Consider the following 24,726-nt stretch of genomic DNA (forward strand, 5'->3'; position numbering starts at 1 on the left):
AAAATGAGTCATTAATTGACCGCTCTTGCTGTTTTAGTCGCAGCTTTACGGCGTGGTGTTTTCGCTTTCGTTTCCACTTTCACGAATTCAATGCCTTCTGGTGGATTTTCTAACGCTAAGCCTAACACTTCATCAATGGTTTCAACCGCATGAATCGCAAGATTTTCTTTTACGTTATCTGGAATTTCTTCCAAATCTTTCACGTTATCTTTTGGAATCAATACGGTTTTAATGCCACCACGATGTGCCGCAAGTAATTTTTCTTTCAATCCGCCAATTGGTAATACTTTACCGCGTAGGCTGATTTCACCAGTCATCGCAACATCGGCACGCACAGGGTTACCTGTTAAGCAAGAAACCAACGCCGTACACATTGCGATACCTGCACTTGGACCATCTTTTGGTGTGGCGCCGTCTGGTACGTGAATGTGAATATCACGTTTTTCATGAAATTCAGAATTGATACCCAATTTCTCCGCACGCGCACGGACTACGGTCATCGCTGCTTGGATAGATTCTTTCATCACATCGCCTAATGAACCAGTGAAGGTTAATTTACCTTTGCCCACCACTGACGCAGTTTCAATAGTCAGTAAGTCACCGCCCACTTCTGTCCACGCAAGGCCAGTTACTTCGCCTACACGGTTTTGGGTATCCGCTTTACCAAATTCAAAACGTTTCACACCAAGATAGTCATGCAAGTTGTCTGAATTAACGGTAATGGATTTCACTTTTGGGTTGATCAATAGATTCTTCACCGCTTTACGACAAATTTTAGAAATTTCGCGCTCTAATCCACGCACACCGGCTTCACGGGTGTAATAACGGATAATATCTAAAATCGCGTTTTCTTCGATGGTTAATTCACCTTTTTTCAATCCATTACGTTCAATTTGTTTTTGTAACAAATGTTGCATCGCAATATTGAGTTTTTCATCTTCGGTATAACCAGAAAGACGAATGACTTCCATACGATCTAGCAATGGACCTGGAATATTCATGGAATTTGAGGTTGCTACAAACATCACGTCAGACAAATCGTAATCTACTTCAAGATAATGATCGTTGAAGGTGGTATTTTGTTCAGGATCAAGCACTTCTAACAAGGCTGATGCTGGATCACCACGCATATCCGAAGACATTTTATCAATTTCATCAAGCAAGAAGAGTGGGTTTTTCACGCCAACTTTTGCCATTTTTTGAATCAATTTACCCGGTAATGCACCAATATAGGTTTTACGGTGGCCACGGATTTCCGCCTCATCACGTACCCCACCTAATGCCATGCGTACATATTTACGACCTGTTGCATTGGCAATAGATTGACCTAGTGAGGTTTTACCTACCCCTGGTGGTCCTACTAAGCAAAGGATTGGACCTTTGATTTTGTTTAAACGCGCTTGCACCGCAAGGTATTCTAAAATACGTTCTTTCACTCGTTCTAAACCGTAGTGATCCGCATCCAAGACTTGTTGTGCTTTTGCGATATCTTTCTTCACTTTGGTACGTTTATGCCATGGCACTTGAAGCATCCACTCAACATAACTGCGCACCACCGTTGCTTCCGCAGACATCGCTGACATCATTTTAAGTTTTTGTAACTCACTCTCTACTTTTTCGCGCACATCTGCCGGCATACCAGCTGCCTCAACCTTTTGACGAAGCTGTTCAACTTCATCAATGGTATCTTCGCTCTCGCCTTCGTCCATTTCTTTGCGAATCGCTTTAATTTGTTCGCTAAGATAATAGTTACGCTGGCTTTTCTCCATTTGTTTTTTCACACGGCCACGGATGCGTTTTTCAACTTGAAGAATATCCGCCTCTGATTCCATCATGCCGAGCAAGTATTCCAAACGCTCTTGCACATCTGCCAGTTCTAACACGCTTTGTTTATGACGAACGGTCACTGGAATATGCGCAGCCATGGTATCCGCTAAACGATCGGCATCATCAATGCGTTGAAGCGCACTTAAAACATCTGCAGGGATTTTTTTATTGAGTTGCAGATAGCTTTCAAATTCATTTAAAACGGCTGCCTTCACCACATCTAATTCTTTTTCATCGCCAAACGTGGTTTCAATCGGCGTGATTTCCGCAGAAAAATGGTCTTCACCATCATTTAATTGATTAATTTTTGCGCGCTGTTGCCCTTCCACCAACACTTTCACTGTGCCGTCTGGCAATTTTAATAATTGAATAATATTCGCAATCGTCCCGACATCGAATACATCATCAACGGTAGGTTCTTCTAAATCAGCTTGCTTTTGTGACACCAATAATAATTGTTTGCCCTCATTCATGGCTTCATCAAGGGCACTAATCGATTTTGCGCGCCCAACAAAAAGTGGCATCACCATATAAGGGAAAACGACAACATCCCGTAATGGCAATACAGGAAGTGTACGTTGTTGAGTTCTTTTGGCGTTCATAATTATCTCTCTTACATCAATTCTATAATTTTATTGAATATGGGGATGAGTTGCATAAATTCAAGGTAGGATTTGGCATATTAAGGAGAAATCGAAAAATAGGCAAGTAAAGAACCTCCTTTATTGTTGCTTAATTGGAAAAACCATGGAATACAGGTACAATAAGTGCGGTCAAAAATCAGCATGATTTTACTTAATAAAAACGTTTGAAAAAATAACCGCACTTTATCCATTATGACAGCAAAACAAACTATTACTTTCGCGACCTTTCAAGAATTACTGCCTGATTCTTGCAATCACCCATTAAAAAAACAATTAAGGGATAAAGCCCGTTATTACGGACGAAAATTTTTATTTAAAAAACAATGTGATGCACTGGTTGATTTCTTGAATACTAATCAAACCTGGATTCCACTTTTTCAACAAAATCCATACCGTTTTAATGCATTGCTCGCCACCTATTGCGACAAACGTTTTTCTGCCACAGAGCGACTCAATGCCATTACCAATAATCTGCTAATGCTTGAAGAAAAAATGGGCGTGGAATTTTGTAAGAAATTGCTACAAGAAAAATCCCTTTTATTAGCGCAATTAACGGATCAACTTGGTATTTATTTCAATATCAATCAGATTGACCCTTTCGAAGGGTATTTTTCTATTAACTTAAAAGATAATAATGGACGTAGTATCTATGATGCTTCTTTTACCTTCTTAAAGCCAAATAAGTTACTTATTGCCTCAATTCAAGGCCCTTCTTATGAAGAAGCGCAAGAAGCGGTAAAACAAGCCACAAAAGAATTACACGGTGTTCGCCCGATGTTTATGTTGATGAATGTTTTCCGCTTGTTAGCTGAAAAATGGCAATGTGATTTAATCGGTATCCCTCACACTTCACAAGGTAAATACCGTTTATCTGCGCGCAGTAAAATCCTATTCAACTACGATGAATTTTGGCAGGAAAACCAAGGGCAATTAAAAGGTCAATATTGGCAATTACCGCTTGAAAGTGCTCGAAAACCACTCGAAGAAATCGCCAGCAAAAAACGCTCCATGTACCGAAAACGTTATGAAATGTTGGATGATTTGAGTGAAAAAATTGCTCAATTTTCCTAAATAAAATAGCCTTAAACCAGGCTTACTCACAACAAGACCTGGTTTAGGTAAACGATTGCTCACCCCGTTATTATTGCATTCTCTCAAAAATCACACTTTGCTTTTTTGCTCATTTTGTGTAGAATACGCGCTCGGCTTATTGATTAATCCGAACACAAGGAGTTCTCCATAATGGAAGCATCAAAGAAAAAGATGAAATTCCCTTCCGCATTTAGCATTCTCTTTATTATTCTTCTTATTGCTATTGGTCTTACTTGGCTTATTCCCTCAGGGTCCTACTCTAAACTTTCCTACGACACCACCGAAAATCATTTTATTGTCAAAACTCACGGAATTCCCGATCAAAGCTATCCAGCAACAGAACAAACCCTTAATCAACTCAATATCAAAATTCAACTTTCTAATTTCACCAACGGCATTATCAAAAAGCCGATTGCTATCCCAAATACCTATCAACGCATTGAACAACACGAAAAAGGCATTACCGATATGATTCACGCCATGGTAGATGGCACCATTGAAGTCGCGGATATTATGATTTTTATCTTCATACTCGGTGGAATGATTGGTGTGATAAACAAAACAGGAGCATTCAATGCCGGATTAATGTCTCTCACCAAAAAAACGAAAGGAAATGAATTCTCCGTTGTCTTTGCTGTCTGTGTGTTAATGCTGTTAGGCGGTACGGCTTGTGGTATTGAGGAAGAAGCGGTAGCCTTCTACCCAATTCTTGTTCCTGTCTTTTTAGCCTTAGGCTATGATTCTATTGTCTGTGTTGGTGCCATATTCCTCGCCGCCTCAATGGGAACGGCATTCTCTACAATCAACCCCTTCTCCGTTGTCATTGCCTCAAATGCTGCGGGCATTCCATTCACGGAAGGAATGGGATTTCGTACACTGGGACTTATTCTTGGTGGAACCTGTGTAATTGCCTATATGTATTGGTACTGTAAAAAACTGCGTGCTAATCCTGAATTTTCTTATACCTATGACGATCGCCAAGCCTTCTATGATCTCTATATGAAAGATATTGATCCGAATGCAACCGTTGAATTTACCTTTAGAAGAAAACTGATTCTGATTCTATTTAGTGGCGCCTTTCCTCTCATGGTATGGGGGGTGATGTTTGGTGGTTGGTGGTTCCCTCAAATGGCGGCTTCCTTCCTAGCTATTACCATCATTATTATGTTTATCAGTGGATTGCCTGAAAAAGATGTCGTAAATGGATTTACTCATGGTGCTTCTGAATTAGTCGGCGTCGCATTGATTATCGGACTTGCTCGAGCAGTTAATATCATTCTAGAGCAAGGAATGATTTCAGACACGATTCTCGATTATATGACTCATCTTGTTGGAGGAATGAATGGCGGCGTCTTTATTATTGGTCAGCTCATTGTCTTCATTTTCTTAGGATTGGTTGTACCTTCCTCTTCAGGCCTTGCCGTACTCGCTATGCCAATTATGGCACCGCTGGCTGATACTGTTGGTATTCCAAGAGATATCGTGGTATCGGCTTACAACTGGGGACAATATATTATGTTATTCCTTGCGCCAACAGGATTGGTCCTTGTCACGCTACAAATGCTTGGTATTCCATTCAACAAATGGTTGAAATTTGTCATGCCAATCGTAGGCTGTCAGTTTGTTATCTCATCGATACTTCTCCTCGTTCAAGTATTTATGTATGCACAATAAGCAATAAAATAAAAAGCCACGCAATCTCTAGCGTGGCTTCTTTTTATCATCTTATGTTATTTGACAAACTCATCAAACTCTAACTCATAATCATCACCATCTCTGGTGTATTTGATATAACGTGGAAATTGTTCACCTGAGAATTTCTTCACCATAATATCTTTATTACCTGTTTTAAATGAATAAGTTATTTCAGTGACAGTTTGCTTGTTATATTGGATCTGTTTTTCCACTTTCTTCACATTCACATTTTCCATTGGGTAAAGTTTTTTACCGTTTGTAATTTGGAAACTGGTTGGCAATTTATCGTAATAGCTCAACTGAAATGCCATGGTGAATAAGTCAAAAGTCGGTAATATTAATGGTTCGGTTTCTAACCCATTTTTCACTTTACCGTATTCAATTGTTGTTGGCGAAATTTTAGAAATGGCATAAGGCTTACCATTACGCACATCTTGATAATTCACCATTTTAAATTGGCTCGCAGTTTGCGAACCACGAGAAGTAAACACAATGTTGTACAACGGAATATTAATTTTCGCATTGACTGAATACTGTGAACCATCAGCTTTAAAATGCACATACGCCGGCATTAAATAATTGGAACTGTATTTAATATTATAATCCACCGCAGACCATGCTGTTGGCACATAAGCAATTAATGCGGCAAAAAGGATTTTAAATAACTTCATTGGTTTTCCTTATATATAAAAATAGGTTGCCCTTTAGAGTATCACAGCGAGAAGAAGTTCCCCATTAAAAAAACCATCTTATCTGCAGACAAGATGGTTTTCATTTATGTTAGCTTAATGGGAGATTATAAAACTGCACCCGCCATTAAGAAACCGAATAATACAGATAAACTGATTGCAATCACACCCGGCACTAAGAATGGGTGGTTGAATACATATTTACCGATACGAGTTGAACCAGTGTCATCCATTTCTACTGCCGCAATTAAGGTTGGGTACGTAGGAAGGATAAATAATGCTGATACTGCGGCAAATGCTGCAATCGCGGCTTCCGGAGAAACACCTAATAAAATTGCAGTTGGATATAATGCTTTTGCAGTTGCAGCTTGTGAGTAAAGTAAGGTACTTGCGAAGAACAAGATTACCGCTAAACTCCAAGGATATTGTTGTAAAAACTCAGCTGATACCGCTTTGATTTGATCGATATGACCTTCAACGAAAGTATTACCTAACCATGCTACGCCAAGCACACAAATTACTGCTGACATACCTGATTTAAAGGTTGCTGCATTGGTAATTTTTGCGGTATCCACTTTACATGCCATAGTGATAATGGCTGCAGTTGCAAGCATGAAAGAGATAATGGCGTTATCACGAGAAAGAATTGGGTTTTGAATTAAACCAACTGTTTTACTGATTGCAGTTGCATAAAGCATGACCACTAAAATCGCGATAAGGAAAATTGCAACAGAACGTTTTGCATAAGGTTTGATCTCAATTTGCATTTCACCACGCATAGTAATTAAACCTTTTGCTAGACGATCTTGGTAAACTTCATCATCTTTCAAATCTTTACCAAGGAAGTTGCAAATCACCGCAGTAATCATACATGCCGCGTAAGTAGTTGGGATCCAAATACCTAATAATTGTAAGTAACTTAAACCAAAGTTTTTCTCTAATTCAGCAGAAAGGAATACCACCGCAGCAGAAATTGGAGACGCTGTAATTGCAATTTGTGAAGCGATAACCGCAATAGAAAGTGGACGTGAAGGACGAATACCTTGTTCTTTTGCCACTTCAGCAATCACTGGAAGTGTTGAGAACGCTGTGTGACCAGTACCCGCAAGTACAGTCATAAAATAAGTCACAGTTGGCGCAAGGAAAGTGATGTATTTTGGATTTTTACGTAGGATTTTTTCAGCCATTTTTACTAAGAAATCCATACCACCCGCAACTTGCATTGCCGCAATCGCCATGATTACAGACATGATAACTGAAATTACATCAAACGGAATGGCACCCGGTTTTAAGCCAAGTAGTGAAAGTGCCACAACACCCATACCACCCATGAAACCGATACCAATACCGCCTAATCTAGCCCCTAGGTAAATAAAGAGTAGGACGACTAAAAGTTGAGCCCAAATCATAATATTTTCTCCATATTAATTTTAAAAATAATTCCGGAACATATATTAACAACAAACTAGTGCATTATCTATATTTATTACTTGGATTAGTCTATTTTATCCGAAAGTGCGGTTAAAATTTGATTCAAATTCTGACCGCACTTTCAATGACTTTCCTAGAAATCCTCAAAGTATTGTTGAATCACTTTTGGATCTTTTGTTTGTGTTAAGGCTAATTGCAATAACACACGTGCTTTTTGTGGATTCAATGTACCTGAAGCCACAAAACCATATTTAGAATCATCTACTTCCGCATCACGTGTGGTGTAACCGGTTGGCACACGAGATGAACGTACTACTACCACACCATCTTTCGCTGCTTTTTCTAAACGTTCTAAATGGGCTGCATTCACGTTACCATTACCCACACCAGCAGAAACAATACCTTGATAACCCGCATCCAGTAATGAATTTAACGGTTCAATTGGTGCATTAGAATAAGCATAAATAATGCCCACTTTCGGTAAGCTATCTAATTTATCTACGTTGAATGGTGTGTTCACCGTATGTTTGCTCTCAGGTGAGCGCTCGTAATCTACTTTACTGTTATGGATGTAACCCAAGGTACCATAGTTTGGAGAATGGAACGTTTGTACTGCAGTAGTACTCATTTTGGTCACATCACGTGCGCCTAATACTTCCCCATTCATCGCTACTAATACGCCACGACCTGATGATTTTTTATCGGTTGCTACGACAACTGCGTTATAAAGGTTTAACGGACCATCCGCACTTTTTTCTGTCGCTGGACGCATTGCACCCACTAATACAATTGGTTTTTCACATTTCGCTGTAAGATCTAAGAAATAAGCAGTTTCCTCCATGGTATCGGTACCATGAGTAATCACAAAACCATCAGTGTCTTTACATTGTGCATTAATCGCTTTCGCTAATTTTAACCACACATCATCACTCATATCTTGTGAACCAATTTTTACAATTTGCTCACCTTTTACATTTGCGAGTTGCTTAATTTCAGGCACCGCATCAATTAATGCGTCAACATTGAGTTGCCCCGCTTTATAAGCAGAAGAAACTGCGGTATCACCGCTTCCGGCAATCGTGCCGCCCGTTGCTAAAATTGTAATATTAGGTAATTCCGCAGCTTGTGCGACCGAAAAACCGAATCCGAGCATCATAAGTGCCGTTAATTTTTTTAATTTCATGTGCGTCTCCTTTCACGTTTAATCATCTAAGTTTGGCTATTCTCTACTTAATTAGGCGTAGAATAAACACAAAGATAATATATTTATGATCCCGATCACATTTTTATTGATCCGATTGTATAAGCTTTCACCAACGTTGCGTTTCCTTGATAATTTTTTTGAAAGATAACCAAAGTGCGGTTATACTTAAAGCCTTATTTCATCTGAAGATAAACTCTTATTCATTATCAAAATTAAGTTGAGAACAACATGCAAGAATTTATGCCTCAAGCAATTGAATTTGCTCAAAAACACACTTTTTTAACGATCGCATGGTTTGCTGTCCTTTTTATGACACTTTTCACCTTTTTTAAAAGTGCGACACAAAAATATCGCGTTATCACCAATCCTGAAGCGGTTCGCTTAATGAATGACGAAGAAGCCGTGGTGATTGATTTACGCCCTATTGATGAATTCCAACGCGGCCATATCATTGGTAGCGTAAACTTGCTTCCAACTGAAATTAAAAATCAAAATGTAGGCAAAATTGAACATCACAAAGAAAAACCGCTTATCATTGTGGATGTTAACGGTGTTTCTTCTGCTACGTCCGCTGAACTTTTAACCAAACAAGGCTTTGAAAAAGTTTATGTGTTAAAAGACGGTTTAGCGGCTTGGGCGGGTGCAAATTTACCATTAGTAAAAAAACATAAGTAAGGATCCTCTATGTCTGAACAAAATCAACAACCTGAAGTAGCAGCTGAAGAGCAACAAGAAGCGGTACTTCAAATTCAACGTATTTATGTAAAAGATGTTTCTTTTGAAGCACCAAATCTTCCTCATATTTTCCACCAAGAATGGAAACCTAAACTCGGCTTCGACTTAAGCACTGAAGCGGTTCAAGTAGGTGAAGATTTATACGAAGTCACTTTAAACATCAACGTAGAAACCACCATGGAAGATTCTGGTGATGTAGCATTTATTTGTGAAGTGAAACAAGCTGGCGTATTTACAATCAGCGGTTTAGAAGATGTTCAAATGGCACACTGCTTAACATCTCAATGCCCAAATATGCTTTTCCCTTATGCACGTGAATTGATTTCTAACTTAGTGAATCGTGGTACATTCCCGGCATTAAACCTTTCTCCGGTAAACTTCGATGCGTTGTTCATTGATTACATGAACAAGCAGCAAGCAGCAGCGGAAGCGGAAGAAAATCAGGAAACCCAACATTAATTGTGATGAGGGCAGGCGATATCGTCTGCCCTTTTATTTTAAAGGTGATTGAAATGAACGCATCCCAATCTCCAATTACCATTCTTGGTTGCGGTTCTTATGGAACAGCGCTCGCTATCTCATTTTCTCGCAATGGTTCTCCAACCTATCTTTGGGGGCACAATCCCGATCACATTCATCAAATGCAACAGGAGCGTCAAAATCGCCGTTTTCTGCCTGATATTGAATTTCCAGAAAGTTTGCATTTAGAATTAGATTTGAAAACTGCACTTGACCACTCGAAAGATATTTTAATTGTGGTGCCAAGCCATGCTTTTGGTGAAATTCTGTTAAAAATTCGACCGCACTTAAAACCAGATCATCGTTTAATTTGGGCAACCAAAGGATTAGAACGCAACACTGGCCGATTACTACAAGAAGTAGTGGAAGAAACCTTAGGCAAAGGAATTCCGACAGCAGTGCTTTCAGGTCCCACTTTTGCGAAAGAATTGGCTCAAGGTTTGCCTACGGCGATTACCCTTGCCTCTCGTAATGAAAAGTTTGCCTTAGAATTTCAAGCTCGGATTCATTGCAGTCAGCATTTTCGGGTGTATGTAAACCAAGATATGATTGGCGTTCAATTAGGAGGCGCCATTAAAAATGTGATTGCAATTGGTGCGGGTATTTCGGATGGTATGGGATTTGGTGCCAATGCAAGAACCGCATTAATTACCCGTGGGATTGCGGAAATTACTCGCTTAGGTGTAGCCATGGGAGCGAATACACAAACCTTTATGGGCATGTCTGGTTTAGGAGATTTAGTGCTCACTTGTACTGATAACCAATCCCGTAACCGTCGATTTGGTTTAATGCTTGGTAAAGGGACTGATAGCCAACAAGCCATGGATGAAATTGGCCAGGTGGTGGAAGGGTTTTATAACACCAAAGAAACTTATTTATTAGCACAACGACAAGGCGTGGAAATGCCGATTACAGAACAGATTTACCAAATGCTCTTTTGTGGTAAAAGTGCACAAGAAGTCGCACTGAGCTTATTAGGTCGTGAACGAAAAGGCGAATAAGGAGAAAAAATGACGTTAGAAGTATGGCAACACATTCGCCAAGAGGCAAAAGAATTAGCAGAATGCGAACCAATGCTCGCAAGCTTTTTCCATTCCACCATTTTAAAACATCAAAATCTTGGCAGTGCCTTGAGTTATTTACTTGCAAATAAACTGGCTAACCCGATCATGCCGGCAATTTCGCTACGTGAAATTATTGAAGAAGCCTATCAGGCCGAGCCCAATATCATTGACTGTGCTGCTTGTGATATTAAAGCTGTGCGCCACCGCGATCCTGCTGTGGAATTGTGGTCCACACCATTGCTTTATCTAAAAGGTTTTCACGCTATTCAGAGCTATCGAATTACCCATTATTTGTGGAACCAAAATCGAAAAGCACTCGCACTTTATTTACAAAATCAAATTTCAGTGGCTTTCGATGTGGATATTCATCCTGCGGCCAAAATTGGGCACGGCATTATGTTTGACCACGCTACCGGTATTGTTGTCGGCGAAACTTCGGTAATTGAAAATGATGTGTCTATCTTACAAGGTGTTACCCTCGGTGGTACAGGTAAAGAATCCGGCGATCGCCATCCAAAAGTACGAGAAGGTGTGATGATTGGAGCAGGGGCAAAAATTCTCGGTAATATCGAAGTGGGCAAATATGCCAAAATTGGTGCCAACTCTGTTGTACTTCAACCTGTGCCTGAATATGCCACCGCTGCAGGTGTGCCTGCTCGTATTGTCGGCAAAGACAAAGCGGCGAAGCCAGCCTTTGAAATGAATCAATATTTTATCGATGATGATATAAATTTGAATATTTAAAAATATTTGCAAAAAGGAAAACATATGACTGAGGAAAAAAAGTATCCACAACTTTCGATGAATGAGTTTTTTTTTACGTATAGCTTCATATTTGTTTTGCTATTATTCATATCTGTAATTATTTTTTTTAACGATGTTCCAATAACTAACTTTGAAATATTTATCGATAAATATTTAGTCAAGGGGAGAGGAGTATATTCTCATATATACTCCTTTCAATCTGAAATAATCTCAAATTTGTCGATGATTATTGCTCCACTGTTTGCTATTTATCTAGCATTAACTTTGAAGCTCACTTACTCGTCGGAAAATGAAATTATTAATAGTGGAAGGGTAATAGAGAAAAGTGTAAAAAAAACTATATTAATGAAATTTTGCTTTATTATATCAGCACTGCTTCTTGTAACGATGTGTATGTTTTTAACATACATATATAATTGGGATCTTGAAGAATCTAAAACTAATACATTATTTGTTAGGGATAATGTAATATGGTTGCTATCCTTAACTTATATAATTTATACAGGGACATTCTTTACACTTTTTGTGCTGTTTAGCGTAATACGTCACCCAGTATCTTCATTAAAGTATCATATATACCGACCAAATTGAAATAAACCAATATCTTATCGATGATTATATAAATTTGAATATTTAAAAGGTTAATATACTTACAAATACTTAAAATTATTGTAATAAATTTTAAAAAATTTCATTTTGACTTTAAATGATGAATTCTTAGACAATTAACATATAAAAATGTAGCATCAAACTAAGTTTAACCGCTTTTAGCAATTTATTGAGGGAAATAATATGTCTAGTTTTGCTATGCGTGTTAATAACGGTAATTTAAGTATAGCAGATTATCTTGAAAAACTTAATAAGATGGGATCTATATGAACGGAGATAAAAAATATCCAAAATTTTTGATAAATGAGGATTTTTTAGTATATGGTAGTGTTTTTATATCAGTATTGTTTGTTCTCGTAGTCATTTTTTTTAATAATATTCCAATAACTGATTTTGAAGTATTCATTGATACGTATTTAATAAAAGGGAATGGAGTATACTCTCATATATACTCCTTTCAATCTGAAGTAATTTCAAATTTATCAATGATAATAGCCCCTTTGTTTGCTATTTATACTGTATTGACTTCAAAGTTTACTTATTTATCTGAACGTGAAATGATTGATTCTGGTATTACAATAGAGAAAAGTATAATAAAAACCATACAGAGAAAACTAGTCTTCATCATATCATTACTGCTTCTTGTAGCAACATTTATATTTTTGACATACATCGATAGCTGGGATCTTCAAGCTGTAGAAACTAATACATTATTTATTACCGATAATGTTGTATGTTTATTGTTCTTAAATTGTGTATTTTGCATCGGAACGCTTTTCGCTCTTACTTTTCTATTTAGTGTAGTATTACACCCTATAACTTTTTTAAGATATCATTACCAATCTAATTAAAGACAAAGCGGCAAAACCAGCTTTTGAAATGAATCAATATTTTATTGATGATGATATAAATTTGAATATTTAAGACCAAAATATGATTAACAAAGACACCCAACTTTGCATGTCTCTTTCTGGCAGACCGGGCAATTTTGGCACAACATTCCATAACTATCTATATCAAAAACTCGGGCTTAATTTTATCTATAAAGCCTTTACTACCACGGATATTGAAAGCGCCGTCAAAGGCATTCGTGCACTTGGTATTCGAGGTTGTGCCGTTTCAATGCCTTTTAAAGAAAGCTGCATGCCATTTTTAGATGAAATCTCCCCTTCTGCACAAGCCATTCAGTCTGTGAATACCATTGTGAATGATCAAGGTTTTCTTCGTGCTTACAACACCGACTATATTGCCATTGTTAAACTTATCGAAGAATATCAATTAGATAAAAAGAGTAGAGTGATTGTACAAGGCAGTGGTGGTATGACAAAAGCCGTCGTCGCAGCCTTTAAAAACAGTGGATTTGAGCATCTTAAGATTTTTGCTCGAAATGAAAAAACAGGTAAAAATTTAGCCGCACTTTATGACTATGAATATATCCCATCTTTAGGCAATCAATCGGCAGACATTTTAGTCAACGTTACGCCAATTGGGATGAAAGGTGGAAAAGAAGAATTTAATCTCGCCTTTCCTGAAAATCTTATTCAACAAGCTCAAACCGCTTTTGATGTGGTGGCGATTCCTGCTGAAACACCATTTATCCAATTTGCTCAACAGCAAGGGAAACAAACGATTTCTGGTGCAGAAGTGATTGTGCTACAAGCTGTTGAACAATTTGAGCTCTACACAGGCATTCGACCTGATGACCAATTAATCGCCGAAGCCGCCGCTTTTGCTCGAAAAAATAGTTAAAAAATAAACCGCACTTCTAAAAAGTGCGGTTCTTTTTATCTGAGTTTTACGCTAACAATTTTCTTGCTGCTTCCACCACCACAGATACTGCTTTATCTTCCGTATCTTTCATGGTGGCTTCATTTGGAATTTCTTGTTGTGTACGGTTTACAATCACACCAGCTACCATACCTGCTCGTAAGCCAAGGGCATTACACATGGTAAATAATGTGGCTGATTCCATCTCATAGTTCATCACATTGAGATCTTGCCATTGTTTTAACAAGCCTTGGTAATCACGATACACTTTGCCGCTGTAGGTATCGTAACGTTCTTGACCTGGATAGAACGTATCTGAAGAAGCTGTAATTCCTACAAATGGCTCAATGCCTTTTTCTTTAGCTGCATTGTAAAGTGCCGTGGTACATTCAAAATTTGCCACTGCTGGATATTCAATTGGCGCAAAGTGACGGCTTGCACCATCAAGGCGGACTGCGCCCGTTGTAACAAGAACATCACCTACATTGATATGTGGTTGAATTGCGCCTGTTGTACCAATACGTAAGAATGTACGCACGCCAAGCTGAGCCAGTTCTTCCACACAGATAGACGTAGAAGGGCCACCAATACCGGTTGAACACACCACCAGCGGTTGACCATTTAAATAGCCTAACCAAGAAGTGAACTCACGTGTACTTGCAAGAAACTCAGGATTATCAAGTTTTTTAGCAATACGCTCACTACGCGCAGGATCACCTGGCACGATAGCTAATGTGGCACCTTTCAGTTGTGCTTTAGTCAGGTTTAAGTGAAATACATCAGACATAACAATCTCCTTTTTATCATTCTTGCCGCAAAGTGCGGTCAAATTTTCGTTATTTTTTCAATGCCCCTAAGATACCACGCATGATTTGTTTGGTCACTTCATTACGAATATTGCGACCCACTGATTTTGCCACGCTATTCACAATTTGTTCTGTCGGAGAAAGTTTATCCCCACGCTTTTGCGTACCAAAAATCATACGACTTAAGCTACCAAATAAACCGCTTTCTTCCTCTTGCTGAGCTTGCTCGGCTTGTTTTTGTTGCACTGCTGCTAAATCCGCTTGAGCATTTAATACTTCGAAAGCGGATTCATTATCCACGTAATCTTTATAGAATGCATAAAGATCATCGTCTTTCACCCAAGCAGCTCGCTCTTCTTCAGTTATCGGGGCAAGTTGGCTTTTCGGCGGGTAAACATACGCCACTTCAACAGGCGTTGGCATACCTTTTTCATCTAAGAATGAAATCAATGCTTGGCCCACACCTAAAGTTGAAATGGTTTCAACCACATTGACAGCAGGGTTAGAACGAAATGTTTCTGCCGCAGATTTCACAGCTTTTTGATCGCGTGGTGTAAAAGCACGTAACGCGTGTTGAACACGGTTACCTAATTGCCCTAACACGGTATCCGGTAAATCTAATGGGTTTTGGGTCACAAAATAAATCCCTACACCTTTAGAACGAATCAAGCGAACCACTTGTTCCACTTTATCCACCAACACACTAGGTGCACCATCAAAGAGTAAATGCGCTTCATCGAAGAACATCACAAATTTTGGTTTATCCGGATCGCCAACTTCCGGCAATTGTTCAAATAATTCAGACATCAACCAAAGCAAGAATGCGCTATACATTCTTGGGGAATTAATTAATTTTTCAGAATTTAAAACATTGATCACGCCACGACCATCACGGGTTTGTAACCAATCTTCAAGATTTAATGCTGGCTCACCAAAAAGATTTGTTGCCCCTTCATTTTCAAGGGTCAATAAAGCACGCTGAATCGCGCCCACACTCGCAGCTGATACGTTGCCATATTCTACTTGGAACGATTTCGCATTCTCTGCTACAAATTTAAGCATGGCACGCAAGTCTTTCAGATCGATAAGCAATAAACCTCTATCATCGGCCACACGGAATACAAGGTTTAATAAGCCTTCTTGGGTTGCATTTAAATTTAATAAACGGGAAAGTAATAATGGTCCCATTTCAGAAATCGTGGTGCGAAGCGGAATACCGGTTTCACCGAATACATCCCAAAATGACACAGGATAGCCATTTAAATAACTCTCGCCACCTAAATCAAATTGTTCAATGCGTTCTGCTACTTTGCCACTAAATGTGCCCGCTTTTACTAAACCGGACAAATCGCCTTTTACATCCACTAAAAAAACCGGCACACCATCATCACTGAACGCCTCTGCCATTTTACGTAATGTCACGGTTTTCCCTGTCCCTGTTGCCCCTGCGATCAGGCCATGACGGTTTGCCATTTTTGCGGTAATACCAAGGGTTTGACCTTGTTCGGTACGCGCGAGAGAATATTGCATAAAGATTCCTTTGTTTTGTTGGTTTTATTTAAACGAATAATAAGGAAAAAACGAAGTGCGGTCAAAATTAAAGTGATTTTACGGTATAATTTATCAAAACTAACTCAAAGCAGGAAAAATAGATGTCAAACGCAAAAATTCTTATTATTAAAACAGGATTGATCGAAACCTTAACATTCCCTGATGGTAGCTCATATGAAAGTGCCATCCGTAAAAAACCAGTACCTATGGTAAAAGTGCACACGCTGGGTGCTGAAGGTAACGATGTGGGTTTAAAAGCCCATCACGGTGGTGTAGATAAAGCATTGTTTTTTATGTCTGATGTGTCTTTCCCTGCTTTAAACGAGCTACTTGGTGAAAAGTTTGATTTTCACGGTAGCGCGATTTATGGTGAAAACTTCGTGGTATCTGGCTTACATGAAGATAATGTCTGCATAGGTGATCGTTACAAAATTGGTTCTACCCTTTTAGAAGTATCTCAGCCACGTAAACCTTGCGAGCGTTTATCTCATAATACCAAGAATGAGAATACAAGAGAGGTAATTCGTCAGTCAGGCTGGACAGGTTGGTATGTTCGCGTGATCGAAGAAGGTGAAATTCATCAAGGCGATGAACTCATCTTGCAACATCGTCCTTATCCAGAATGGACAATTCGTCGTTTAAACACGCTACTTTCTACCCCTTCAAGTGTGGCAGAATTAGAAGAGGCCTTAGCCATTGAGGAATTAGCGCCAGCGTTTAAACGTTCTGTTAACTCACAATTACGTAATTTACAGCAGGCGGCCTAAAATGTCGGCTAAAACGACCGCACTTTGTCCGTGCCAATCTTCGCTTTCTTACGAAGATTGTTGCGGACGCTTTCATTCACGCAATATGTTTCCAAAAACAGCGGAACAACTCATGCGTTCCCGCTATTCAGCGTTTGTGCTCAAAAATATTCCCTATATTGTGCAAACCACGGTACCAAGCCAACAAACCTTATTAGATGAAAAAGCCCTGCAAGATTGGGCTGATGAAACGCAATGGCTTGGTTTAGACATTGTCAAAACAGAAACCTTAACCAAAACACAAAGTGCGGTTGAATTTAAAGCACATTTTCAAGGCAGCGAACAGCCGCAAGTGCATCACGAACATTCTATTTTTGTAAAAATCGATGGTCGTTGGTATTTTGTTGACCCCACTGTGCCACTCCCAAGTAATAAACAACCTTGTGTTTGTGGTTCAGGGAAGAAATTTAAACATTGTTGCGGAGGCTTGCTCTAATGACCTTAACGTCTTTTCTCGCATTATTCTGGCAGCGTTCTCAAGAAAACAAATTAACGCAAGCTGCTGGTTCACTCACCTACAGCACCATGCTCGCCATTGTGCCATTAATTATGGTGGTGTTTTCGATTTTCTCCGCCTTTCCTGTTTTTAACGAAGTAACCGGGGCATTGAAAGAATTCATCTTCACCAATTTTGCCCCTTCCGCAAGTGATGTTGTGGGGCAATATATTGATGAATTCGTCCATAACTCTAAGCAAATGAGCGCCGTGGGGATTGTGAGTTTGATTTTAGTTGCATTAATGCTCATTAACTCCATCGACCGTACACTTAATGGCATTTGGCAAGATACCAGTAATCGCCCAATTTTTACTTCATTTGCTATTTATTGGCTCATTTTAACGCTCGGTCCACTTTTAATCGGTACCAGCATTGCCGCAAGTTCCTATGTCAAAGCCATGTTTGAGCAATCCGAATCGCTTTCTTTTGGCTTAAAACTCCTCAGCTTTGTGCCATTTCTTTCTACTTGGTTTATCTTCACGCTCATTTATATGGTCGTGCCAAATAAGAAAGTCAGCATCAAACACTCTGCAGCAGGCGCATTAATTGCGGCGATTTTCTTTACCTTAGGGAAACAGGCCTTTGCTTGGTACATTACGACATTCCCGTCTTACCAATTAATTTACGGTGCTATGGCAACACTACCCATTATGTTATTGTGGATTCAAATCAGCTGGACAGTGGTGTTATTCGGCGCACAATTAGCCGCAGTACTTGCAGAAGAGCGGTCAATGGAGCAAACGAATTTAGAGGAAGTAAAATGATTGCGTTAATTCAGCGTGTTACGCAGGCTAAAGTGGAAGTTGAAGGTCAAATTGTGGGGCAAATCGGCAAAGGATTATTGGTTTTATTAGGCGTAGAAAAAGAAGATGATCAAGCCAAAGCGGATAAACTCGCCGAGAAAGTCTTAAATTACCGTATTTTCAGCGATGAAAATGACAAAATGAATTTAAACGTGCAGCAAATCGGTGGCGAAGTGCTTGTGGTATCGCAATTTACTTTAGCCGCTGACACGCAAAAAGGCTTACGACCAAGTTTCTCAAAAGGTGCGGCACCTGCATTAGCTAACGAATTGTATGGCTATTTTTCGCAAAAATGTGCAGAAAAAGTCACTGTTGCCAACGGACAATTTGCGGCTGATATGCAAGTGAGCCTCACCAATGATGGTCCAGTTACATTTTGGTTAAATGTCTGAATAAAGACCAAAATCGCTATTTTTTTTCAAAGCAAAGGAAACTCTTTCTTTGATCGCATTGTCGTATTAACGCTCAAACGCATATAACAATTTCAAATCCCATCCATAATTGCATTGGTAATCCCCTTATTTTATAGGTAAACTAAGGCGGTTTGATGTGGATCTTCTTAAAGTTTAGCTTGTAATAAAATGAAAAAAATTTCGTTAAAAACAACCGCTCTTTTGCTTGGATGGATGAGTTTTTCAGCCCTTGCAGAACAAACCGTGGATATTGAGATCCGCGGTATCAAGGGTGAACGTGCCATTCGCAATACTGATATGAATGTCAAACTCATTGATAAAGGTGAGATGGACGGCTCAGATCGGTATAAACAATTAGTTTCAGATGCTGTCGATAAAGGCCTTCGAGTCTTCGGTTATTATGGTTCTTCAGTCACCTTTGAATTGAAAAAACGCAAAGGTCAACGAGATTTGCTCATTGCTAATGTAAAACCCGGTGAACCAAGCAAAATTGCGGGAACAGAAGTTGAAATTACAGGCGAAGCGGCAGAAGACGAAAATTTCACAGCACTCCGTAAAAACTTGCCAAAACAAGGTGAGTTAGTTGAGCATCAAAAATACGATGACTATAAAAGCAGCATTTCAAACCTTGCCCTTGCTCGTGGTTATCTTGACGGAAAATTCCAAATTTCTCGCTTAGAAATCAGCCCTGAAACCCATGAAGCATGGTGGCGTATGCTGTTTGATAGTGGCGTGCGTTATCATTACGGCAACATCACATTCAACCATTCCCAAATTCGCGAAGACTATTTGCAAAATATGCTCAACATTAAATCGGGCGATCCTTATTTAGTCAGCGATTTATCTGAATTAACTAACGATTTTTCTTCTACCAACTGGTTTAGCTCAGTGCTTTTACAGCCTCATGTCCGCGAAGAAGAAAAATTAGTGGATATCGAACTGTTGCTTTATCCACGCAAGAAAAACGCAATGGAGCTCGGGGTCGGTTTTGCAACCGATACGGGTCCTCATGTCCAAATTGGTTGGACAAAACCTTGGATTAATAGTCAAGGCCATAGTTTCCGTACAAATCTTTACGTCTCTGCGCCAAAGCAAAACTTTGAAGCCACCTATAAAATGCCATTGTTGAAAAATCCATTAAATTATTATTATGAATTTTCAACAGGTTATGAAAAAGAAAATAAAAACGATACGGATACCAAAGCCCTCACCTTCGCTGCATTACGTTATTGGAATAATAGAGAGGGTTGGCAATATTTTGCAGGTCTTCGTGTCCGTTATGACAGCTACACACAAGCTGATTTCACCGATAAAACCTTCCTGGTTTACCCAACTGGGGGCTTTAGCCGGACCCGTTTAAGAGGTGGTCAATTCCCAACATGGGGAGATACCCAAAAAATCACGGTTGATTTAGGAAATAAGCTTTGGATGTCAGAAGCCAATTTCTTTAAAGTTCAAGCTTCCACCGCATGGATTCGTACTTATGCAGAAAATCACCGTTTTATTACCCGTGCCGAAATTGGCTATTTGAATACTGCGGATATTCGTAAAATTCCACCAGCATTACGTTTCTTTGCGGGGGGCGATCGCAGCGTGCGAGGTTATGGTTATAAGAAAATTTCGCCGAAAAATAAAGAGGGGAAATTAGTCGGCGGTTCTCGATTAGTAACAGGTAGCCTTGAATATCAATATCAAGTTTACCCAAATTGGTGGGGAGCGGTATTTGCGGATACCGGCTTGGCAGCTAACTCTTACAAAGCCACCGAATTGCGCTATGGTGCGGGTGTCGGTGTGCGTTGGGCATCGCCAGTTGGCGCCATCAAATTTGATATTGCGACGCCAATTCGAGATAAAGATAACAGCAAAAACATTCAATTTTACATTGGCTTAGGGGCTGAAATTTAGGGTATGACTATGTCTGAACAAGAAAAACAACCAGATAACCAAACCACACAACCAATTAAAAAGAAAAAGACCTGCCGTAAAATTTTATGTGTCGGAAGTGCGGTCATTTTTATTCCTGTTTTAGGCTTAGTCACAGCACTTTCTTTTGATAGTGGGCAACGTGCAATTATTCAACTCGCCGATAAAATGCTCGATAGCTTATCTATTGGGCAAGTCAGCGGTGGCTTACAAGATGGTTTAGTCTTAGAAAATTTACGTTTTCAAACAACCGGTGTCGATGTAGCCCTTCCTAAAACGCGCTTACAGCTGAATTTAGCTCGTTTACTTTCGGGTGATATTATTGTTGATGATCTCAGCTTAACACAGCCGAAAATTGCTATTGATACTAGTGTTATGCCGCCTTCTGAAGAGAAACAGACTGAAAGTGGTCCAATGGAAAAAATCCATTTACCGGTTTCTGTGCAAGTAAAAAATGTGGCGATTACTGACTTTGATATGAAACTCGATCAAAGCAATATTACCTTTTCGTCCTTTCAAAGTGCGGTCAGTTTAAACAATGAATCAGGCCTTACTCTTGAGCCCACCACGCTTTCAGATGTGCTTTTCTCAACGGTCTCCCAAACTCAACCGAATCCCCCTCAGCCAGAGCAAAAAGAACCAGCTAAACCCGTTGATTGGGCGCAAATTGAGCAAACACTCACACCCGCTTTTTTAGGTAATTTAAATACGGTGAACTTGCCTTTTGATATGCACATTCCAAGTGTTTTGGGTACAAACTGGCAATATCAATCGCTCAATGAAAAAGGCGAAGAAACACAAAAAATCACCGTGCCTAAAGTAGAATTGCAAGCGGATGCCACCGATCATTTAGTGAAATTACAAAAACTCGACATTAACAGCTCTCTCGGTACACTTTCTAGCCAAGGACAACTCCAGCTCAATGAAGATTTTCCTGTTGATCTCACATTAAAATCTGATCTCCAAGCCTTTAAATCAAAAGATAAAACTATTCTGCCAGCCAGCAAAGTTGATCTCAATTTATCGGGTTCATTGAAAAAAACGACCGCACTTTCGTTAACCACACAAGGCGTACTTGATGCGACCTTAACGGGTGATGTGAAACTGGCTGAAGATAAAATGCCATTAAATCTGCAGTTAAAAGCGAAAAAAGGTCAATACGCTTTTGCAGATAGCCTTGCACCGCTCAAAATTAACGATGTCGATATCAAGCTCACGGGCGATTTATTGAATTATCACGCAGAGGTTGTCGGTGGCTTGGACGGTATGGATCATATCCCTCACACCCATATTGATTTGAATGCAGACGGTAAACTCTATGAAGTTACCCTCAACGAATTAAAACTTGCTGCCCTAGATGGTACGGCTCGTTTAACAGGTTCATCAAACTGGAAAGATGGCGCGCAATGGGATGTAACTGCTGATTTAAACAAAATGAACATTCGCCCTTATGTGCCAGCCATGCCAGCCGTATTATCAGGCAAAGTGAGCTCAAAAGGTTCCGCTGATTCCAATCATTGGAAAGTAGATGTGCCAGCCGTGGATTTAACGGGTAGTCTCTCTTCTCGCCCATTAAGTTTAAAAGGAAGTGCCTTTTTAAGTAATGAAACCTTATTAAACATTCCTGATTTATTGCTGAACTATGGCGAAAACCGCATTGCGGCAAAAGGTATATTAGGTGATAAATCAAACCTAGATTTAGATATCAACGTACCAAGCTTGCGTGGTCTGTGGCAAGATTTAGCGGGCTCCGTCGTCGGCAAAGCACAAATCTTAGGCAAACTTACTGCACCAACCATTAATACCGATTTAACGGCACAGAGCTTGCACTTCCAAGGGTTAAACTTATCTAAAGCCTTAATTAAAGGTAATGTTGTGAGTGAACCGCAAGTGAAAGGTGAACTTACCGTCAAAGCGGAAAACTTCCGCTATGGCGACAGCATCAAATTACATAATATTGATTTGAATGTATCAGGTGATGAAAAACATCATACGCTTAACTTAAAATCCAAAGGTGAACCTGTTGCAGCTGATTTACAAATCACCGGTAATTTTGACCGCACTTCTCAGCAGTGGAAAGGTAATTTAAGCAAAGTGAGCCTAAACTCACCTATCGGTGATTTTAAAGTAAACCAAACCATTCCGGTGACTTATGATAATAAAAAAATCCAAGCCACCATTGGTTCACACTGCTGGATTAACCAAGACTTAGATCTGTGTTTCCCACAACAATTTACGGCAGGAAAAAACGGCGAAGTCCCTTTTGAGCTTAAACGCATTAATTTAGATTTAGTGAATAAATTGATGGGTCAAGATACGCTCAAAGGCCAATTAAAAAGTCGAGGTAAAGTGGCGTGGTTCAGCGATAAACCGTTACAACTGAATGTGGCAGTAGAAGGTAATAACATTAGTGTGGCACAAAAATTAGACTACCGTACCTTTAAACTAGATATTCCTAAATTAAGTGTGAATGCCGATATTCAAAATAACAATTTAACCCTGAAATCAGACATTAACGTTCAGAATCAAGGTCGAATCGGCACAGACTTAAAAATTAATGATTTAAGTAAAGGTCGACAATTAGGCGGTACCTTTACCATTGAAGGGTTACGTTTATCCTTAGCGAATCAACTTTTCTCTAGCGGTGAAAGCATGGATGGTGAAGTGGTTTCTCGCTTAAGTTTCGGTGGCAATTTAGAAAAACCATTATTAAACGGTAATTTCGATATCCGCAATGTAAAAACAAAACTGAAAAGCCTGCCTTTTGATGTAACTGATGGTCAAGTAGCAATCCGCTTTAATGGTACCTCTTCAACCTTAAATGGCCATGTTCAAACACCAGATAGTAAGCTGAATATTAATGGGCAAGCTAACTGGGCTAACATGAATAACTGGACGGCAGAAGTTAGAGCGCAAGCGGATAACTTCAAAGTCGATATTCCGTCTATGGCGAAATTAAAAGTCAGCCCGAATGTGGTTGTCAAAGCCTCGCCAAAACTCTTAGATTTGAGCGGAAACGTGGATATTCCATGGGCAAGAATTGCCATTGAAAGCTTGCCGGATAATGCCGAGCCTGTGAGTGAAGACGAAGTGATTTTAAATGGCCCGAGAAAAAGTAAAGAAGAACTCATCAATCGCCAATTTGCAACCGAAACTAAATCGGGCATGCAAATTCAATCTGATTTAAAAATTAAAATCGGCGACGATGTGCATTTAGATGCCTATGGTTTAAAAACCAATTTGAACGGCTTACTTTCTGTGAAACAGGATAAAGGCAAATTAGGTTTATTTGGTCAAATTAACCTGAAAAATGGTCGTTATGCTTCTTTTGGACAGGATTTATTAATTCGTAAAGGGCAAATCAGCTTCGCTGGTTTACCTTCACAACCGATGTTAAACATTGAAGCAATTCGTAACCCAGAAGCCATGGAAGACAGTAAAGTGACCGCAGGAGTAAAAGTGATTGGTATGGCATCTAGCCCACAAGTCACGATTTTCTCTGACCCAGCCAAATCTCAAGACCAGGCGCTTTCTTATTTATTAACCGGTCGCTCATTAGAAAACAGCGGTGAAGCAGGCTCTAGTGGTTCTGTCGGTGCGGCATTACTTGGCTTAGGTTTAGCGAAAAGTGGTAAAGTCGTCGGCGGTATTGGCGAAGCCTTTGGTATTCAAGACTTAAACTTAGGCACTGCCGGTGTTGGGGATAGCTCCAAAGTACAAGTTAGTGGTAATATTGGTAAACGCTTACAAGTGAAATACGGTGTGGGATTGTTTGATGGATTAGCTGAAGTGACCTTGCGTTACCGCTTGATGCCACAACTTTATTTCCAATCGGTTTCCAGTACAAACCAAGTTTTTGATTTATTGTATCAATTTGAATTTTAGGA

General features: G+C 39.5%; 20 protein-coding genes. 14 read left to right on the forward strand and 6 right to left on the reverse strand.

Annotated features, from left to right (window positions below; translation table 11 throughout):
- Positions 1 to 11: 11 nt before the first annotated feature.
- Entirely contained in the window at positions 12 to 2,429 is a 2,418-nt protein-coding gene (lon, locus tag DPV85_RS05980; RefSeq protein ID WP_111327400.1) for an endopeptidase La, read from the reverse strand.
- A gap of 234 nt (positions 2,430 to 2,663) precedes the next feature.
- Here lon and DPV85_RS05985 point away from each other — a divergent pair, with 234 nt between their 5' ends.
- Positions 2,664 to 3,542 carry a VirK/YbjX family protein gene (locus DPV85_RS05985; protein ID WP_111327401.1) on the forward strand — a complete coding sequence of 293 codons (879 nt, stop codon included), beginning with the start codon at positions 2,664 to 2,666 and terminating at the stop codon, positions 3,540 to 3,542.
- 171 nt (positions 3,543 to 3,713) lie between these two features.
- Positions 3,714 to 5,237: a YfcC family protein gene (locus DPV85_RS05990; protein WP_111327402.1), complete on the forward strand. Its 1,524-nt coding sequence runs from the start codon at positions 3,714 to 3,716 to the stop codon at positions 5,235 to 5,237.
- 56 nt (positions 5,238 to 5,293) lie between these two features.
- Here DPV85_RS05990 and DPV85_RS05995 read toward each other — a convergent pair whose 3' ends face one another.
- The 3 genes from DPV85_RS05995 to ansB all read right to left on the reverse strand — a co-directional run bounded on the left by DPV85_RS05995 (position 5,294) and on the right by ansB (position 8,561).
- The gene (locus tag DPV85_RS05995; protein ID WP_111327403.1) at positions 5,294 to 5,929 is read right to left on the reverse strand and encodes a hypothetical protein; all 636 of its coding nucleotides are present in this window, start codon (positions 5,927 to 5,929) and stop codon (positions 5,294 to 5,296) included.
- A gap of 125 nt (positions 5,930 to 6,054) precedes the next feature.
- Entirely contained in the window at positions 6,055 to 7,356 is a 1,302-nt protein-coding gene (locus tag DPV85_RS06000; protein ID WP_049365060.1) for an anaerobic C4-dicarboxylate transporter, read from the reverse strand.
- 155 nt (positions 7,357 to 7,511) lie between these two features.
- Entirely contained in the window at positions 7,512 to 8,561 is a 1,050-nt protein-coding gene (gene ansB, locus DPV85_RS06005) for an L-asparaginase 2 (protein WP_111327404.1), read from the reverse strand.
- A 249-nt stretch (positions 8,562 to 8,810) separates the two neighbouring features.
- On the opposite strand from ansB, the gene DPV85_RS06010 reads away from it, so the two are divergent.
- The 6 genes from DPV85_RS06010 to DPV85_RS06040 all read left to right on the forward strand — a co-directional run bounded on the left by DPV85_RS06010 (position 8,811) and on the right by DPV85_RS06040 (position 14,023).
- Positions 8,811 to 9,257: a rhodanese-like domain-containing protein gene (locus tag DPV85_RS06010; RefSeq protein WP_014064512.1), complete on the forward strand. Its 447-nt coding sequence runs from the start codon at positions 8,811 to 8,813 to the stop codon at positions 9,255 to 9,257.
- Between the two features lie 9 nt (positions 9,258 to 9,266).
- A complete protein-coding gene (gene secB / locus DPV85_RS06015) occupies positions 9,267 to 9,776 on the forward strand; it encodes a protein-export chaperone SecB (RefSeq protein ID WP_005695013.1) in 510 nt (169 codons plus the stop codon).
- 53 nt (positions 9,777 to 9,829) lie between these two features.
- Positions 9,830 to 10,837 carry an NAD(P)H-dependent glycerol-3-phosphate dehydrogenase gene (gene gpsA, locus DPV85_RS06020; protein ID WP_111327405.1) on the forward strand — a complete coding sequence of 336 codons (1,008 nt, stop codon included), beginning with the start codon at positions 9,830 to 9,832 and terminating at the stop codon, positions 10,835 to 10,837.
- 9 nt (positions 10,838 to 10,846) lie between these two features.
- Positions 10,847 to 11,644, forward strand: a complete 798-nt coding sequence (cysE, locus tag DPV85_RS06025) for a serine O-acetyltransferase (protein WP_005695011.1) — start codon at positions 10,847 to 10,849, stop codon at positions 11,642 to 11,644.
- Between the two features lie 896 nt (positions 11,645 to 12,540).
- Positions 12,541 to 13,125 carry a hypothetical protein gene (locus DPV85_RS06035; protein ID WP_070713261.1) on the forward strand — a complete coding sequence of 195 codons (585 nt, stop codon included), beginning with the start codon at positions 12,541 to 12,543 and terminating at the stop codon, positions 13,123 to 13,125.
- 82 nt (positions 13,126 to 13,207) lie between these two features.
- The gene (locus DPV85_RS06040; protein WP_070713266.1) at positions 13,208 to 14,023 is read left to right on the forward strand and encodes a shikimate 5-dehydrogenase; all 816 of its coding nucleotides are present in this window, start codon (positions 13,208 to 13,210) and stop codon (positions 14,021 to 14,023) included.
- A 46-nt stretch (positions 14,024 to 14,069) separates the two neighbouring features.
- Here DPV85_RS06040 and udp read toward each other — a convergent pair whose 3' ends face one another.
- Both udp and DPV85_RS06050 read right to left on the reverse strand, forming a co-directional pair.
- Entirely contained in the window at positions 14,070 to 14,828 is a 759-nt protein-coding gene (udp, locus tag DPV85_RS06045) for a uridine phosphorylase (protein WP_111327406.1), read from the reverse strand.
- A gap of 49 nt (positions 14,829 to 14,877) precedes the next feature.
- Positions 14,878 to 16,377, reverse strand: coding sequence for a helicase HerA-like C-terminal domain-containing protein (locus DPV85_RS06050; protein WP_070868165.1), 1,500 nt, complete (start codon positions 16,375 to 16,377; stop codon positions 14,878 to 14,880).
- 122 nt (positions 16,378 to 16,499) lie between these two features.
- Between DPV85_RS06050 and DPV85_RS06055 the strand changes: the two genes are divergently transcribed.
- The 6 genes from DPV85_RS06055 (at position 16,500) to tamB (ending at position 24,724) form a co-directional block, all read left to right on the forward strand.
- Positions 16,500 to 17,165, forward strand: coding sequence for an MOSC domain-containing protein (locus tag DPV85_RS06055; protein ID WP_111327407.1), 666 nt, complete (start codon positions 16,500 to 16,502; stop codon positions 17,163 to 17,165).
- Between the two features lies 1 nt (position 17,166).
- Positions 17,167 to 17,640, forward strand: a complete 474-nt coding sequence (locus DPV85_RS06060) for a YchJ family protein (RefSeq protein ID WP_111327408.1) — start codon at positions 17,167 to 17,169, stop codon at positions 17,638 to 17,640.
- Entirely contained in the window at positions 17,640 to 18,464 is an 825-nt protein-coding gene (locus tag DPV85_RS06065) for a virulence factor BrkB family protein (RefSeq protein WP_111327409.1), read from the forward strand. The genes DPV85_RS06060 and DPV85_RS06065 overlap by 1 nt, the downstream gene beginning before the upstream one ends.
- The gene (gene dtd / locus DPV85_RS06070; RefSeq protein ID WP_049369691.1) at positions 18,461 to 18,895 is read left to right on the forward strand and encodes a D-aminoacyl-tRNA deacylase; all 435 of its coding nucleotides are present in this window, start codon (positions 18,461 to 18,463) and stop codon (positions 18,893 to 18,895) included. Before DPV85_RS06065 ends, dtd begins: the two co-directional genes overlap by 4 nt.
- Before the next feature lie 189 nt (positions 18,896 to 19,084).
- Positions 19,085 to 20,821: an autotransporter assembly complex protein TamA gene (gene tamA / locus DPV85_RS06075; RefSeq protein ID WP_111327410.1), complete on the forward strand. Its 1,737-nt coding sequence runs from the start codon at positions 19,085 to 19,087 to the stop codon at positions 20,819 to 20,821.
- A gap of 3 nt (positions 20,822 to 20,824) precedes the next feature.
- Positions 20,825 to 24,724, forward strand: a complete 3,900-nt coding sequence (gene tamB / locus DPV85_RS06080; RefSeq protein ID WP_431830606.1) for an autotransporter assembly complex protein TamB — start codon at positions 20,825 to 20,827, stop codon at positions 24,722 to 24,724.
- Positions 24,725 to 24,726: the final 2 nt, after the last annotated feature.

This window comes from Haemophilus parainfluenzae, assembly GCF_003252725.1.
GTDB lineage: Bacteria > Pseudomonadota > Gammaproteobacteria > Enterobacterales > Pasteurellaceae > Haemophilus_D > Haemophilus_D parainfluenzae_L.

Excerpts from the sequence above, each read along its gene's own strand:
- lon (WP_111327400.1), bottom strand. The coding sequence starts at position 2,429 with ATGAACGCCAAAAGAACTCAACAACGTACACTTCCTGTATTGCCATTA.
- DPV85_RS05985 (WP_111327401.1), top strand. The coding sequence starts at position 2,664 with ATGACAGCAAAACAAACTATTACTTTCGCGACCTTTCAAGAATTACTG.
- DPV85_RS05990 (WP_111327402.1), top strand. The coding sequence starts at position 3,714 with ATGGAAGCATCAAAGAAAAAGATGAAATTCCCTTCCGCATTTAGCATT.
- DPV85_RS05995 (WP_111327403.1), bottom strand. The coding sequence starts at position 5,929 with ATGAAGTTATTTAAAATCCTTTTTGCCGCATTAATTGCTTATGTGCCA.
- DPV85_RS06000 (WP_049365060.1), bottom strand. The coding sequence starts at position 7,356 with ATGATTTGGGCTCAACTTTTAGTCGTCCTACTCTTTATTTACCTAGGG.
- ansB (WP_111327404.1), bottom strand. The coding sequence starts at position 8,561 with ATGAAATTAAAAAAATTAACGGCACTTATGATGCTCGGATTCGGTTTT.
- DPV85_RS06010 (WP_014064512.1), top strand. The coding sequence starts at position 8,811 with ATGCAAGAATTTATGCCTCAAGCAATTGAATTTGCTCAAAAACACACT.
- secB (WP_005695013.1), top strand. The coding sequence starts at position 9,267 with ATGTCTGAACAAAATCAACAACCTGAAGTAGCAGCTGAAGAGCAACAA.
- gpsA (WP_111327405.1), top strand. The coding sequence starts at position 9,830 with ATGAACGCATCCCAATCTCCAATTACCATTCTTGGTTGCGGTTCTTAT.
- cysE (WP_005695011.1), top strand. The coding sequence starts at position 10,847 with ATGACGTTAGAAGTATGGCAACACATTCGCCAAGAGGCAAAAGAATTA.
- DPV85_RS06035 (WP_070713261.1), top strand. The coding sequence starts at position 12,541 with ATGAACGGAGATAAAAAATATCCAAAATTTTTGATAAATGAGGATTTT.
- DPV85_RS06040 (WP_070713266.1), top strand. The coding sequence starts at position 13,208 with ATGATTAACAAAGACACCCAACTTTGCATGTCTCTTTCTGGCAGACCG.
- udp (WP_111327406.1), bottom strand. The coding sequence starts at position 14,828 with ATGTCTGATGTATTTCACTTAAACCTGACTAAAGCACAACTGAAAGGT.
- DPV85_RS06050 (WP_070868165.1), bottom strand. The coding sequence starts at position 16,377 with ATGCAATATTCTCTCGCGCGTACCGAACAAGGTCAAACCCTTGGTATT.
- DPV85_RS06055 (WP_111327407.1), top strand. The coding sequence starts at position 16,500 with ATGTCAAACGCAAAAATTCTTATTATTAAAACAGGATTGATCGAAACC.
- DPV85_RS06060 (WP_111327408.1), top strand. The coding sequence starts at position 17,167 with ATGTCGGCTAAAACGACCGCACTTTGTCCGTGCCAATCTTCGCTTTCT.
- DPV85_RS06065 (WP_111327409.1), top strand. The coding sequence starts at position 17,640 with ATGACCTTAACGTCTTTTCTCGCATTATTCTGGCAGCGTTCTCAAGAA.
- dtd (WP_049369691.1), top strand. The coding sequence starts at position 18,461 with ATGATTGCGTTAATTCAGCGTGTTACGCAGGCTAAAGTGGAAGTTGAA.
- tamA (WP_111327410.1), top strand. The coding sequence starts at position 19,085 with ATGAAAAAAATTTCGTTAAAAACAACCGCTCTTTTGCTTGGATGGATG.
- tamB (WP_431830606.1), top strand. The coding sequence starts at position 20,825 with ATGACTATGTCTGAACAAGAAAAACAACCAGATAACCAAACCACACAA.